Genomic DNA, 13503 nt, shown 5'->3' on the forward strand with positions numbered 1-13503 from the left:
GATGAACGGCTGCGGCAGCCGGAATTGCCGCGCGTTGGATTTTCTGTAAACGGGAATTATAAGCGAGTAGGCGATGCAAAGCATCCGCTTTCTGGACCGTCCCGCAACTGTGCGGCACAACGTTTTTTTCGTGGTGCGCACAAACAAGAATATTGAATACTGGTATTATATACAGTGCTTGAACATCTGCACGCATCTGCATCAAACCTTTGTCCGCACACGCCGGCCAGGCGGCAAAATTCGCCAGCCACCACCTCAGGCGTGCGCAACAAAACCCGGCTATAGTAACAAATTGACCCGTTGTCGGCACGTTCCCAGGCGGTACGTGCCCGCCGCATCCCACTGAAAGCAAGGCTAATCACATGGAACAGATCCGCATTCGCGGCGCTCGCACGCATAACCTCAAGAATATCAATCTCGATTTGCCGCGCAACAAGCTGATCGTGATTACCGGCCTGTCCGGCTCCGGCAAGTCCTCGCTGGCTTTCGACACCCTGTATGCGGAAGGACAGCGCCGCTATGTCGAGTCGCTGTCGGCGTATGCGCGCCAGTTTCTGCAACTGATGGAAAAGCCCGACGTCGACCTGATCGAAGGCTTGTCGCCGGCCATTTCGATCGAACAGAAAGCCACCTCGCACAATCCGCGCTCGACCGTGGGCACGGTGACGGAAATCCACGATTACCTGCGCCTGCTGTATGCGCGCGTCGGCACGCCGTATTGCATCAACCATCCGGAACACGCGCTGGCCGCGCAGACCGTGTCGCAAATGGTCGACGCCGTGCTGGCGATGCCGGAAGACACCAAGCTGATGATACTGGCGCCAGTGGTGGCCAACCGCAAGGGTGAACACGTCGACCTGTTCGAACAGATGCAGGCGCAGGGCTTCGTGCGTTTTCGCGTGCAAAGCGGTACGCATGAGGCAAAGATCTATGAAGTCGACGACCTGCCGAAACTGAAAAAGACCGAAAAACACACGATCGACGTGGTGATCGACCGGGTCAAGGTCAACCAGGAGATCAAGCAGCGCCTGGCGGAAAGTTTTGAAACGGCCCTGCGCCTGGCCGATGGCCGCGCCGTGGCCTACGAAATGGATACCGCGCAGGAACAGGTGTTTTCGAACAAATTTGCCTGCAACGAGTGCGGCTATTCGCTGCAGGAACTCGAACCGCGCCTGTTCTCGTTTAACAATCCGATGGGCGCCTGCCCGGAATGCGATGGCCTGGGCCACATTGAATTCTTTGACCCGAAACGCATTGTCGCGTTCCCGAACCTGTCGCTGGCCTCGGGCGCCGTAAAGGGCTGGGACCGCCGCAACCAATTTTATTTCCAGATGCTGTCGAACCTGGCCGATTTTTACGAGTTTGATCTCGACATGCCGTTCGAGCAGCTGGAACTGAACGCCCAGCAAGCGGTGCTGTACGGCTCGGGCAAGCAATCAATTCCATTCAGCTATGTGAACGAGCGCGGCCGCACGGTGGTCAAGGAACACACGTTTGAAGGCGTGGTCAACAATTTGCAGCGCCGCTACCGCGAAACCGATTCGATGGCGGTGAAAGAAGAGCTGGCCAAGTTCATCAACGAAAAATGCTGCCCGTCCTGCGACGGCGCGCGCCTGAGGGTCGAAGCGCGCCATGTAAAAGTCGGCACCGGCAAGCAACAGCGCGCCATCTATGAAGTGGCGGAAAAGCCGCTGCGCGACACCCTTGATTTCTTTGAGAAACTGAAATTGACGGGCGCCAAGAAAGAGATCGCCGACCGGGTGGTGAAAGAGATCATTTCGCGTTTGAAATTCCTCAACAATGTGGGCCTCGATTACCTGTCGCTGGACCGCAGCGCCGATACGCTGTCCGGCGGCGAAGCGCAGCGCATCCGCCTGGCGTCGCAGATCGGCTCGGGCCTGACGGGCGTGATGTATGTGCTCGATGAACCGTCGATCGGCCTGCACCAGCGCGACAATGACCGCCTGATCGAAACGCTGAAACACTTGCGCGATATCGGCAACAGCGTGCTGGTGGTCGAGCATGACGAAGACGCGATCCGCACCGCCGACTATATCGTCGACATGGGCGTGGGCGCCGGCGTGCACGGTGGCGAGATCATTGCCGAAGGCACCCTGAAGGACATCCTGAAGAACAAGAAGTCGCTGACGGCGCAATACCTGAACGGCAAGCTGAAAATCGCGGTGCCCAAGAAGCGCCATGCCAGCAATCCGGAAAAGCAACTGGTGATCACGGGCGCGACCGGCAACAACCTGAAAAAGGTGTCGTTGAGCCTGCCGGTGGGCCTGATGACCTGCGTGACGGGCGTGTCCGGTTCGGGCAAGTCATCGCTGGTGAACGACACCCTGTATCCGGCCCTGTCGCGCCATTTGTACGGCTCGCAAACGGAACCGGCGCCGCACGATTCGATCAGCGGCCTCGAGCATTTCGACAAGGTCATTTCGGTCGACCAGGCACCGATCGGCCGCACCCCGCGTTCGAACCCGGCCACCTATACCGGCTTGTTTACGCCGATCCGCGACCTGTTCTCGACCGTGCCGACGGCCAAGGAGCGCGGTTACAGCGCGGGCCGCTTCTCGTTCAACGTCAAGGGCGGGCGCTGCGAAGCGTGCCAGGGCGATGGCGTGATCAAGGTCGAGATGCACTTCTTGCCGGACGTGTATGTACCGTGCGATGTGTGCCACGGCAAGCGCTACAACCGCGAAACGCTGGAAGTGCAATACAAGGGCAAGAACATCACCGAGGTGCTGGGCATGACGGTGGAGGAAGCGCATGAATTCTTCAAGCCGGTGCCACTGATCGCGCGCAAGCTGCAGACCCTGCTCGACGTGGGCCTGGGTTACATCAAGCTGGGCCAGAGTGCCACCACCCTGTCAGGCGGCGAGGCGCAGCGCGTGAAACTGTCGCTGGAATTGTCGAAGCGCGACACCGGCCGCACGCTGTATATCCTGGACGAGCCGACCACTGGCCTGCACTTCCACGATATCGACCTGCTGATGAAAGTGATCCACCGCCTGCGCGACCAGGGCAACACCCTGGTGATCATCGAGCACAACCTTGACGTGATCAAGACGGCCGACTGGATCGTCGACCTGGGCCCCGAAGGCGGCGCCGGCGGCGGGCAGATCATCGCCACCGGCACGCCGGAAGAAGTGGCCTTGAATCCGGCCAGCGTGACGGGTAAATACTTGGGGCCGCTGCTCAAGCAGTAAGGTCCGCTTGTCCTCACGATCCCCCGGCCAGTTGTCTTGCCCGGGGGATTTTTCTATGGGAAACTGTTTTCTTCGGACTGGTTCCTTTTGTGTATTCACGCTTCCATGTATCACACCGTCTTTTCCTTGCTCAAGCAGATGCGCTGCCATCTGGCGCTCGCTTTAGCGCTGTTGCCTGGCGCGGCAATGGGCTGTTTCTGTCCACCGGAGGAAGCGGGCAAATTCCTGCATCTTGCCGCAGCGACGGCCAAGCATCCAGCATCGATCACCCTGCCGGCGAATGCCCGCGGCATCCTGTTCCTTTTTGATGATTATCCTGATGCCCTGGTCATCGGAAACGATGGCCACCACATCGTCAGCGTTCCGATACCGTTGTCCGCGAAACAGTTTCACATTCGCGAACAAGGTTCCGGCCGCAGCTTGCCTGCGCGACTGGTGCGGCTGAGAGTGGAAAAACAAATGGGCAAACAACGGGAAGGCTTCTTTCTTGGCAACCCGCAGATGCAGCAATGCAGCAAACCTGCCAACGCAGGCTTGACTGTGTGCCGTACCTTGGAGGCATTGGGACACGACTTGCCCGGGCACGAACAGGAAGCCCCTGATAACAAGGTCAAGCGATTTGCTATAGAGCATGGTTGCGCGATATCAGCGAAGAAGTCGATGCGGCCTATGGCCTGTACCGCGTCGAAGCACGCGACGGCTTCAAGCCGGGCAAGATTTACCAGATTGAATACAGGGAGGGCAAGCGGCGACTGAAGGCCGAGCTGCGCATGGATAGCCGGTCGCTGGCGATCGATGGCAATGCCATGTTCACCGTACGTACCGACGGCACAGCAACGCGCGAAAAATTGCTTGTCGCACGTGGCGGTAGTTGCGATATCCTGGCGACCCTGGCCACCCAGCCATTGCGTCTTGTACTGCCGGCGGCATATGAACCATACCGGCCGCAACTGCTGTATTTCATGCAGCACCAATTGCTGCAGGCAGACAGGCGGCAATTCGGGTCGGTCGGACGATTTGCGTCGTTCCAATACTTGCCTGCCCTGTGCGTGTCCATTCCGTATGGCGGCAGCTTTCACGGCAATGGCCGGGAGCTGGCTATCGGCGACTGCCAGTCACCGGCGCCACGCCAGATCAAGGCATATGCGGGCATGCTGGAAGTGGAAGACAGCCTGCATGAGACAGCTGCGCTCGGCATCACATTTCCTGCAGAAAAGCCCGGGCAATGTCCCAAAATGATGGATGAGGTGTACCCGATCTATTTCGTACCAGCCAAGACCGGCTGGCCGCCATCGCGCGGACATTAAAAAACGGCGCGTATTGCTCATGCAATCCGCGCCGTTTCTCTCTGCTAGCACGCCGGTCATTGCCGGCGCGTCTTTTATCACACGCCGGTCTTTGCCAGCGTGCGTCTCCCCCCACTTAAACTCTTATGCAGCCAGGCGTTTTTCCAGCGCGGCCTTGTTGTCGGCCAGTTCCTGCGGCAGATGATACGCCAGCTTTTCAAACAATTCCGTATGCAATTTCAATTCTTCCACCCACGCCGCCTTGTCGATCGAGGTGATGGTGTCGAATTGCTCTTGCGTGAACGGCAGGCCGTCCCAGTTCAGGTCACCATATTCGGGCGTGGTGCCGAACAGGTTTTCCACGCCGCCGGTCTTGCCTTCGATGCGTTCGAGCATCCATTTCAGCACGCGCATATTGTCGCCGAAGCCAGGCCAGACGAATTTTCCGGCTTCGTCGGTACGGAACCAGTTGACGCAATAGATCTTCGGCAGCGCCGCCGGGTTGACTTTGCCCACTTTCACGCCCATGTCCAGCCAGTGCTGGAAATAGTCGCTCATGTTATAGCCGATAAACGGCAACATGGCAAATGGATCGCGGCGTACCACGCCCATCTGGCCAACGGCGGCGGCCGTGGTTTCGGAACCCATGGTGGCGGCCATGTAGACGCCTTCGACCCAGTTGCGCGCTTCGGTCACCAGCGGCACGGTGGTCGAGCGGCGGCCACCGAAGATGAAGGCCGAGATCGGCACGCCGGCCGGGTCGTCCCAGGCGGCGTCGATCACCGGGTTTTGCGTCGCCGCAACCGTAAAGCGCGCGTTCGGATGGGCGGCCTTGGTGCCGGACGCCGGTGTCCAGTCCTTGCCCTGCCAGTCGATCAGGTGGCTCGGCGCTTCTTTCGTCAGGCCTTCCCACCAGACATCGCCATCGTCGGTCAGCGCGACGTTGGTGAAGATGGTGTTTTCACGCATCGAGGCCATGCAGTTGAAATTGGTTTTTTCATTGGTGCCGGGCGCCACGCCAAAGTAACCCGCTTCCGGGTTGATGGCGTACAAACGGCCATCGGCACCGGGCTTGATCCAGGCGATATCGTCGCCGATGGTGGTCACTTTCCAGCCCTGGAAACTGGCCGGTGGAATCAGCATGGCGAAGTTGGTCTTGCCGCAGGCCGACGGGAAGGCCGCCGCCACGTAATGCTTCTTGCCTTCCGGCGACTCCACGCCGAGGATCAGCATGTGTTCGGCCAGCCAGCCCGGCGCTTCGGCAGAGGCTTGTGCTTCCTGGTAGCCCATGTTCGAGGCGATGCGCAGCGCGAAGCATTTCTTGCCCAGCAGGGCGTTGCCGCCATAGCCCGAACCGTAGGACCAGATCTCGCGCGTTTCCGGGAAATGCACGATGTATTTGGTGCTGTTGCATGGCCATTTGACGTCGGCCTGGCCGGCGGCCAGCGGCGCGCCCACGCTGTGCACGCAAGGCACGAACTCGCCATCGGTACCGAGCACGTCATACACGGCGCGGCCCATGCGGGTCATGATTTTCATGTTGACGGCAACATAAGGCGAATCGGACAATTCCACGCCGATATGCGCGATCGGCGAGCCCAGCGGACCCATCGAGAACGGTACGACATACATGGTACGGCCCTGCATGCAGCCGTCGAACAGGCCGTTCAGGGTGTGGCGCATCTCGCCCGGTTCGGTCCAGTTATTGGTCGGGCCGGCCGCTTCTTTGGTTGCCGAGCAGATATAAGTACGGTCTTCAACACGCGCCACGTCGCTTGGGTCGGAGCAGGCCAGGTAGGAGTTCGGACGCTTGTCGGCGTTGAGTTTTTTCATGGTGCCGCTGGCAACCATCTCGGCACACAGGCGCTCGTACTCTTCCTGCGAGCCATCGCACCAGTAGATACGGTCGGGCTTGGTCAGCGCGGCAATATCGGCCACCCAATTGATCAGTTTCTGTTGTTTAATATAAGCTGGGACGTTGAGTGTGGCAACGCCACCCATGACGGGCTGATTCATACTACCTCCAATACCAATTAAGAATTCTGGTCATTCAGGCAGACAGCCCTGCCGCGGTGCACTCACGCCGGCTGCTTGACTGTCGTGCCCGCCGCAGCGCGTGGCGCTGGCGGCAGGTGTTTGCGCCTGGGGGCGCGCGGTGCATGCATCAGGATGCTGCAAAGTGTCGGCGATTGTACACCCGAAAAACCGCTATTCTCGCAAAAATGTAGGAGAATAGTCCGACTAATGTAGTAGGCTATTCGGCATTGCCTGTATCCTGTTATTTCGCTACCAAATCCACATTGAAATCGGTCAACTTCCATGAAAATTGCCATACTCGATGATTATCAGGATGCCGTGCGCGGCCTCGATTGTTTCAAGTTAATTGCAGGACATGACGTAAAAGTGTTCAGCAATACGGCGCGCGGGCTGGGCCAGCTGGCTATCCGCCTGGCGCCGTTTGACGCGCTGGTGCTGATACGCGAGCGCAGCAGTTTCAACCGCGCCCTGCTGGCCAAGCTGCCCAATCTGAAGCTGCTGTCGCAAACGGGCAAGGTCAGCGGCCATGTGGATGTGGCGGCGGCCACCGAGCTGGGCATCGCGATTGCCGAAGGCGTCGGTTCGCCGACGGCGCCGGCCGAGCTGACGTGGGCCCTGATCATGGCGGCCCAGCGCAAGATCGTGCCGTACGCACAGAACCTGAAAGAGGGCTTGTGGCAGATGGCCTCGCTGGAGCCGGCGCAAAATACGCTGGGCACGGCGCTCAAGGGGCGCACCCTGGCGATCTGGGGCTACGGCAAGATCGGCCAGTTGATCGCCGGCTATGGCCGTGCATTCGGCATGCGGATATTGGTATGGGGCAGCGAAGCGAGCCGCGCGGCGGCGGCGGCGGCCGGCGACACGGCGGCGCAGTCGCGCGAGGACTTTTTTGCGCAGGCCGATGTGCTCAGCCTGCACCTGCGCCTGTCCGACAAGACGCGCGCCATCGTCACGGCGCAGGACCTGGCGCGCATGAAACCGACGGCCCTGTTCGTCAATACCAGCCGTGCCGAGCTGGTAGCTGACGGGGCTTTGGCAGCGGCCCTGCCGCAAGGGCGCCCGGGCGCGGCCGCGCTCGATGTGTTTACCGACGAGCCCCTGCCGCCCACGTCACCGCTGTTGCAACTGCCCAATGTGCTGGCCACGCCACACCTGGGCTACGTGGAGCGTGACGGCTATGAACTGTATTTCAGCTATGCGCTGCAGAACATCGTCGACTACGAGCAGGGGCAATGCACGCGCCTGCTGAACCCGGAAGTGCTGGAGCATGCACGGCAGCAAGCATTCAGGAGCGCTGGAAACCCTTGAGCAGGTCCGGTTCGCCCGTGATGCTGATGGCTGGCGCCGGCAGCACGTACGGACGCGACCACAGGCCAGTCCAGCCTGGCGGCCAGGCAATCATCGGGCCGGCATACGGCGGCAAGCCGGCGCGCACGGCAATCACCGGCACCGGCGGCATCTCGGGCAAGGGCGCGCCTGGTTCGCGCGGCATGTCCAGGCTGTACATATAATTGGGCAGCAAGGCGTCGCAGACCTGCCCGAACCAAGCCGCATGATCTTCGTCGCGGCCCAGCGCCTGGGCCAGTCCTTGCGGGTCGAAGCGCGCCAGCGCGTCAACCAGCTCGGCCGTGGTGGCGCCCGGCGTATCGCCCCAACCCATCACGGGATTGACATTGTAGTCGGCGCCCGAGCCATACCAGCCTTCGCGCCAGGGCCGCTGCAGCCAGTCGCGCGGGCCGGTAAACAAATGCCAGCGCCAGTGCAGGCCGGACGGTTTGGGCCAGGAATACAGATACAGCTTCTGATAGCCGGCGCGATGCAACTCGCGCACCATCGCCATCAGCCGCGCATGTGGCATGCGATCGGGGGGCGCGCGGCGAAAGCGGATTGCTTCGCCATCGGCAAACTCGACGTCATCGGTGGACAGGTTCAGGTCCAGCGTGCGCGATTCGCTGCCGAAGCGCGCGGCGATCCAGCCGGTCAGCAAGTTGACGGACGTGATCACACCATAGCCGCGATGGCGGTGAAAAATGACGGTGCCGGGAGCAAGCGCTTTCATGGGGAATCATCGAGCCGGAGCAGGAACAAAGAATCAAGTGTACTCACAGATGAGCGAATTTTCCAGAGGCGGCGCAATAAGCTTTGCTCGCCCGGGCGCCATTATTCACGCTATCATGCGCGTCATTCTCCACTGACATCGTGACCACATCATGACCTTGCGCATCCTCGCCACCGGCGGCACTTTCGACAAGCATTACAACGAATTGAACGGCACCCTGGGTTTTTCCGACAGTCATTTGCCTGCCGCCATCGCGCGCGCGCGCATGACGGCGCCGGTGGCGCTGGAGCAGCTGCCCTTGCTGGACTCGCTCGACATGCAGGATGCCGACCGCCAGCGCGTGCTGGCCTCGTGCCGCGCGGCGCAAGAAAAAGCCATCGTCATCATTCACGGCACCGACACCATGCGCGAAACGGCGCAAGTGCTGGGCGCGGCGCAGTTGCAGCAGACCATTATCCTGACCGGCGCCATGATTCCGTATGAAATCGCCAACTCCGATGCGCTGTTCAACCTGGGCTTTGCCTGCGGCGTGGCCCAAGCGCTGCCGGCCGGCGTGTATGTGGCGATGAACGGGCAGATTTTTGCCTGGGACAATGTGCAGAAAAACCGCGCCGCCGGCGTGTTCCAGCCTTTATAGGCAATTCAGCCAAACCGGCGCCAGTGCGCCGACACAATTCATGCAGCCCGCCTTTGGCGGGCTTTTTTTCGCCTGTTAAAAATTCTGCAATTTTAGTGAAACCATTGAATTATGATCGGTAAAATAGTTATTTTTCAATACGAACAGTTTTCTGTTGTAAAAAAACGCCAGTAATAATTGCTTACATCGGCAATATTTAAGAATATAAATCTTAACATTTAACATTCTATGAAATATTCTTCAGTATCCACAATTTATTGCCAAATCCTACATGGTTGAGTTCCTTTTTTTATTGCTGAGACGACATAATGTTTGTCTCGGCAAGCAAAAAGTGCATTTATAACAATATTGTGCGATACGGTCGTTCTCATCTGTCCGATGTGGATCAGCCTACTGTGTACAGCATTACCGGCCCGCTACCCGCTGACCGTGAAGTTGCTCGTGCGCCGCTTGTCGTTATTAAAACTACTACGGAGTAATTGTTATAATGGCATTTAAAGAAAAGATTGGCGTTCGCAGCGTGCGCCTGGCCCTGACCGTCCTGGCAGGTAGTGTCTTGTTGAGCGGCCAGGCAATGGCGCAGGAGCAGGAAGTCGTACAAAAAGTCGAAATTACCGGCTCCAGTATCAAACGTATCGCCGTCGAAGGCGCACTGCCAGTGCAGCGCCTGACGCAAGAAGCGATCGCCAAAACAGGCGCGACCACCGTCGCCGACCTGATGCAAGCACTGCCAGCGATGCAAGGCTTCACCATCGGCGCCGTCGCCGCAGGTTCGAACTCGGGCGGCCGCACCAGCGCGTCGATCCATGATATCGGCGAGTCCTACACCCTGGTGCTGCTGAACGGCCGCCGTATCGCGCCACAAGGTTCGGGTACCTCCGTCAATCTGAACGCGATTCCAATGAGCGCCATCGAGCGCGTGGAAATCCTGACCGACGGCGCTTCGGCCCTGTACGGTTCGGACGCGATTGCCGGCGTGATCAACTTCATCCTGAAGAAAAATGTCCAGGGTGCTACCCTGGAAGCGACCTATGGCGGTCCTGAAGACCGAGGCGGCAACGCCTGGAATGCCAATGTCACCGCCGGTTTCGGCGACCTGGACGAAGACCGCTACAACGTGCTGTTCTCGTATCGCCACGACGAACAGGAAAAACTGCGCGCCACCGACCGTTCGTTTGCCCGCAGCTCGTTCGTACCGTTCTCGCGCAATGGCAAGAACTACATCTGGGACCGCACCAGCACCTCGGCATCGCCTGCCGGTGCAACGGTTGCCTACAACAACGTCAATACGCCGTCGACCGCCTTCAGTCCTTACCTGCTGAAAAACGGCAACTGCGCACCGGACAACTACGTCACCCTGGCTAACTCGCGTGCTTGCGGTTTCGATACCGGTTCGACCGTTGAAATCTTGCCGCAATCGAAACGCGACAGCCTGTTCCTCAAGGGCACGTACAAGATCAACGAGAATCTGAATGCGTTTGCGGAAATGGCCCTGTCGCGGTATGACCTGACCGCCCGTATCGCCGCCAATCCAGTACCGATCTCGATCGCCAAGAACAGCGCGCTGTACAACACCTATGTGTCGCCTTACCTGACGCCTGCGCAACGCGCCGACGTCAAATCGGTGACCGCCAACTACCGCACCACCGACTGGGGTCTGCGTTCGAGCAACACCATCACCGAAACCAAGCACATGGTGGTCGGCGTGGAAGGCGAAGTGGCTTCGTGGAACGTTGAAAGCGGCCTGACCTGGTCGCAAAACGCGATCGACGAGCGCTACACCGGTGGCTACGCGAAAAACGCGGAATTCCGCGCCATCGTCGCCAACCCGCTGTTCAATCCATTCGCCGGCACGCAATCGGCTGCCCTGCAATCGCAAATCGATGCATCGCAGTACAACGGCTCGATCCGCACCGCATCGACCACCATGCGCGGCGTCGATACCCACGGTTCGCGCGAGTTGTTCGACCTGCCAGGCGGCAAGGCCAGCATCGGCGTGGGCGGCGACTACCGTACCTACCGCTACGAGCAATCGCCAAACGGCAATGCCAACAGCAGCACCATCTACAACTTCAACGAATCGCCAGCTTACGACCTGAGCCGCGATACCTATGGTGTATTCGTCGAGTTGCTGGCGCCAATCACCAAATCGCTGGAAGTCACCGTTGGCGGCCGTTACGACAATGTATCGTCGATCGACAACGGTATCACCAACACCAAGATGGGCAAGAGCGACAGCGCCAACACCTATAAAGTGTCGGCCCGCTGGCAGCCAGTACAGACCGTCCTGATCCGCGGTTCCTACGGTACCGGCTTCAAGGCACCTGACATGCTCGACATCGGCCAGCCATTGGTCAATGCCGGCTTTACCGCCAAGTCCTACGATTGCCCGTTCCCAGGCACGCAGTACTGCCGTTCGTCGTCGACCCAGTACAACGAATTGTCGGGCGGTAACGAAAACCTGAAATCGGAAAAATCGAAACAATTCACCATTGGTTTCCGTATTGAACCAACTTCGGCCTACTCGTTCGGTGCCGACCTGTGGGATGTGAAGATCACCGATGCGGTTTCGGCAGTCAGCGAAGCCCAGGCGTTCGGCAATCCAGCGCTGTACAACTCGCTGTTTGGCCTGTACACCGAGCCATCGACCGGCAACACCTACTATGCGTTCAAGTCGCTGGCGATGAACATCGGCAAGACGCATAACCGCGGTATCGACTGGGACATGTCGGCAAACCACAAGTTTGACTTCGGCAAGCTGACCGCCAACCTGAGCGGTACCCACATGTTGAAAGCTGACTACACCGTGCCAGGTACGGCTGATCAGTGGACCACCAACATGAACTACTTCGGCCTGACCGATGCAGTGACGTTCCGTAACCTGATCAAGTTGAATGTCAGCTTCGAAAGCGGCCGCATGACCAACACCCTGATCGCCAGCTACCGCAACGGCTACACCGATGCTGAAGCAACGGTACGCAACCTCGGTACCGGCAAGAACGAAGCGATCCGCCTGGAAGTGCCTTCGTACACGACCATCGACTGGCAAGGCCGTTTCGCCGTCAACAAATCGACGACGATCCGTGCCGGCATCAAGAACCTGTTCGACCGTGCACCACCGCTGTCGCTGCGCGCTTCGTCGGGTCACCAGATCGGTTTCGATCCACGCTACGCCGATCCAATGATGCGTTCGTTCTACATCACCGGCAACTACAAGTTCTGATTTGACGTTTTGAATCAGGCTTGACCAGGCGCCCTGCACTTCACCGTGCAGGGCGCTTTTTTACGTCTCGGCAAAAAAGTGGACGAAAAAAAGAGCCGCTAGCGGCTCTTTCGTTGGTATGGCAATAACTTATGCCGTCGCTTCGCCGCCCAGTGCTTCGACCACGTCTGCCATCAGTTTGGAGAGCTCGCCCGTCATCAGCATCATGTCGCCATCGAAACGTTCTTCGTCGTTCTTGGTGCTCGATTCGGTTTCCTTGATCACGTCGAGCGGCTTGATGCTCTTGATCGCCAAGGATTCGGTCAGCACGAACGAGATCTTGTCGTTCCAGGTCATGGCCAGGCGCGTGCACTGCTTGCCGGCCGCGATATGGCGGCGCACGTCGTCCGCTTCCAGGGTGTGGCGCACATAGCGCACCGTGGCCTTGCTCTCGCCGGTGGCGCGCAATTCGGTGTCCATGTCGACCGTGAAGCCAGCCGGCGCGTCATCGGCCTGCAGCCACTCCGTCATCACCGCCACCGGCGAGCGCTGCACGCGCAGGCTTTCCAGCGGCAGCTTGTCGACCGCTTTCAGCAGCAGCTTGATCACTTCGTCGGCTTTCGCCGGGCTGGCCGCATCGATCACCAGCCAGCCATTGACCGGGTCGATCCAGGTCCACACATTGCTGCGGATGCTGAAGGCGCGCGGCAGCAGTTCGTCGGCCACGCGCTCCTTCAATTCCTTCATGGCTTTCTTGCCAGGTGCAAAGCCTTGCGCTTCTTCCATTTCAGCCGCGCGCGCTTTCGCCACCTGGTTGATCACGGTGGCCGGCAGCAGTTTCTTTTCCGTGCCCAGCAGGATCAGCATCTGCTTGTTGACCACATGCACCAGGCCGCCATTCGGGCGTGGCGTATCCCAGCCCTGGCGCATCAGGTCCATGCTGGTGGCGGGCGTGAATTTGTTCGAGGACAGCGCCTCTTCCAGTTGTTCTGGCGTGTAAGCCCACGGCGCGGGCAGGCGGTAAATCTGAAGATTCTTGAACCACATAGTTTTTGTCTTCCGGTTGTTTC

Annotated in this window: 8 protein-coding genes; 5 read left to right on the forward strand and 3 right to left on the reverse strand. The window is 59.3% G+C overall.

Going from position 1 to position 13503, the window contains the following annotated elements; translation table 11 throughout:
- The first annotated feature begins 362 nt into the window (after positions 1–362).
- Positions 363–3212, forward strand: a complete 2850-nt coding sequence (gene uvrA / locus AC0Z42_RS23005) for an excinuclease ABC subunit UvrA (protein WP_485470506.1) — start codon at positions 363–365, stop codon at positions 3210–3212.
- A gap of 635 nt (positions 3213–3847) precedes the next feature.
- On the forward strand, positions 3848–4519 hold the full coding sequence (locus tag AC0Z42_RS23010; RefSeq protein ID WP_485470507.1) for a hypothetical protein: 672 nt from the start codon (positions 3848–3850) through the stop codon (positions 4517–4519).
- A gap of 123 nt (positions 4520–4642) precedes the next feature.
- Here AC0Z42_RS23010 and AC0Z42_RS23015 read toward each other — a convergent pair whose 3' ends face one another.
- Positions 4643–6514 carry a phosphoenolpyruvate carboxykinase (GTP) gene (locus AC0Z42_RS23015; protein WP_485470508.1) on the reverse strand — a complete coding sequence of 624 codons (1872 nt, stop codon included), beginning with the start codon at positions 6512–6514 and terminating at the stop codon, positions 4643–4645.
- Between the two features lie 303 nt (positions 6515–6817).
- On the opposite strand from AC0Z42_RS23015, the gene AC0Z42_RS23020 reads away from it, so the two are divergent.
- Positions 6818–7843: a D-2-hydroxyacid dehydrogenase family protein gene (locus AC0Z42_RS23020; protein ID WP_485470509.1), complete on the forward strand. Its 1026-nt coding sequence runs from the start codon at positions 6818–6820 to the stop codon at positions 7841–7843.
- Here the strand turns inward: AC0Z42_RS23020 and AC0Z42_RS23025 are convergent.
- Positions 7821–8594 (reverse strand): L-asparaginase, encoded by a 774-nt coding sequence (locus AC0Z42_RS23025; RefSeq protein WP_485470510.1) that lies wholly within the window; start codon positions 8592–8594, stop codon positions 7821–7823. The genes AC0Z42_RS23020 and AC0Z42_RS23025 overlap by 23 nt on opposite strands.
- Before the next feature lie 151 nt (positions 8595–8745).
- Between AC0Z42_RS23025 and AC0Z42_RS23030 the strand changes: the two genes are divergently transcribed.
- Positions 8746–9231, forward strand: a complete 486-nt coding sequence (locus AC0Z42_RS23030) for an asparaginase domain-containing protein (protein ID WP_485470511.1) — start codon at positions 8746–8748, stop codon at positions 9229–9231.
- 487 nt (positions 9232–9718) lie between these two features.
- A complete protein-coding gene (locus AC0Z42_RS23035) occupies positions 9719–12454 on the forward strand; it encodes a TonB-dependent receptor (RefSeq protein ID WP_485470512.1) in 2736 nt (911 codons plus the stop codon).
- A gap of 129 nt (positions 12455–12583) precedes the next feature.
- On the opposite strand, the gene AC0Z42_RS23040 is transcribed toward AC0Z42_RS23035, so the two are convergent.
- Complete coding sequence (locus tag AC0Z42_RS23040) at positions 12584–13480, reverse strand: recombination-associated protein RdgC (RefSeq protein WP_485470513.1); 897 nt, start codon at positions 13478–13480, stop codon at positions 12584–12586.
- Positions 13481–13503: the final 23 nt, after the last annotated feature.

It is taken from the genome of Janthinobacterium sp. 1L-D-8-B-C4 (assembly GCF_057291295.1).

Bases quoted from the DNA above. Each gene is read 5' to 3' on its own strand.
- uvrA (WP_485470506.1), top strand. From the start codon at position 363: ATGGAACAGATCCGCATTCGCGGCGCTCGCACGCATAACCTCAAGAAT.
- AC0Z42_RS23020 (WP_485470509.1), top strand. From the start codon at position 6,818: ATGAAAATTGCCATACTCGATGATTATCAGGATGCCGTGCGCGGCCTC.
- AC0Z42_RS23035 (WP_485470512.1), top strand. From the start codon at position 9,719: ATGGCATTTAAAGAAAAGATTGGCGTTCGCAGCGTGCGCCTGGCCCTG.
- AC0Z42_RS23040 (WP_485470513.1), bottom strand. From the start codon at position 13,480: ATGTGGTTCAAGAATCTTCAGATTTACCGCCTGCCCGCGCCGTGGGCT.
- AC0Z42_RS23015 (WP_485470508.1), bottom strand. From the start codon at position 6,514: ATGAATCAGCCCGTCATGGGTGGCGTTGCCACACTCAACGTCCCAGCT.
- AC0Z42_RS23030 (WP_485470511.1), top strand. From the start codon at position 8,746: ATGACCTTGCGCATCCTCGCCACCGGCGGCACTTTCGACAAGCATTAC.
- AC0Z42_RS23025 (WP_485470510.1), bottom strand. From the start codon at position 8,594: ATGAAAGCGCTTGCTCCCGGCACCGTCATTTTTCACCGCCATCGCGGC.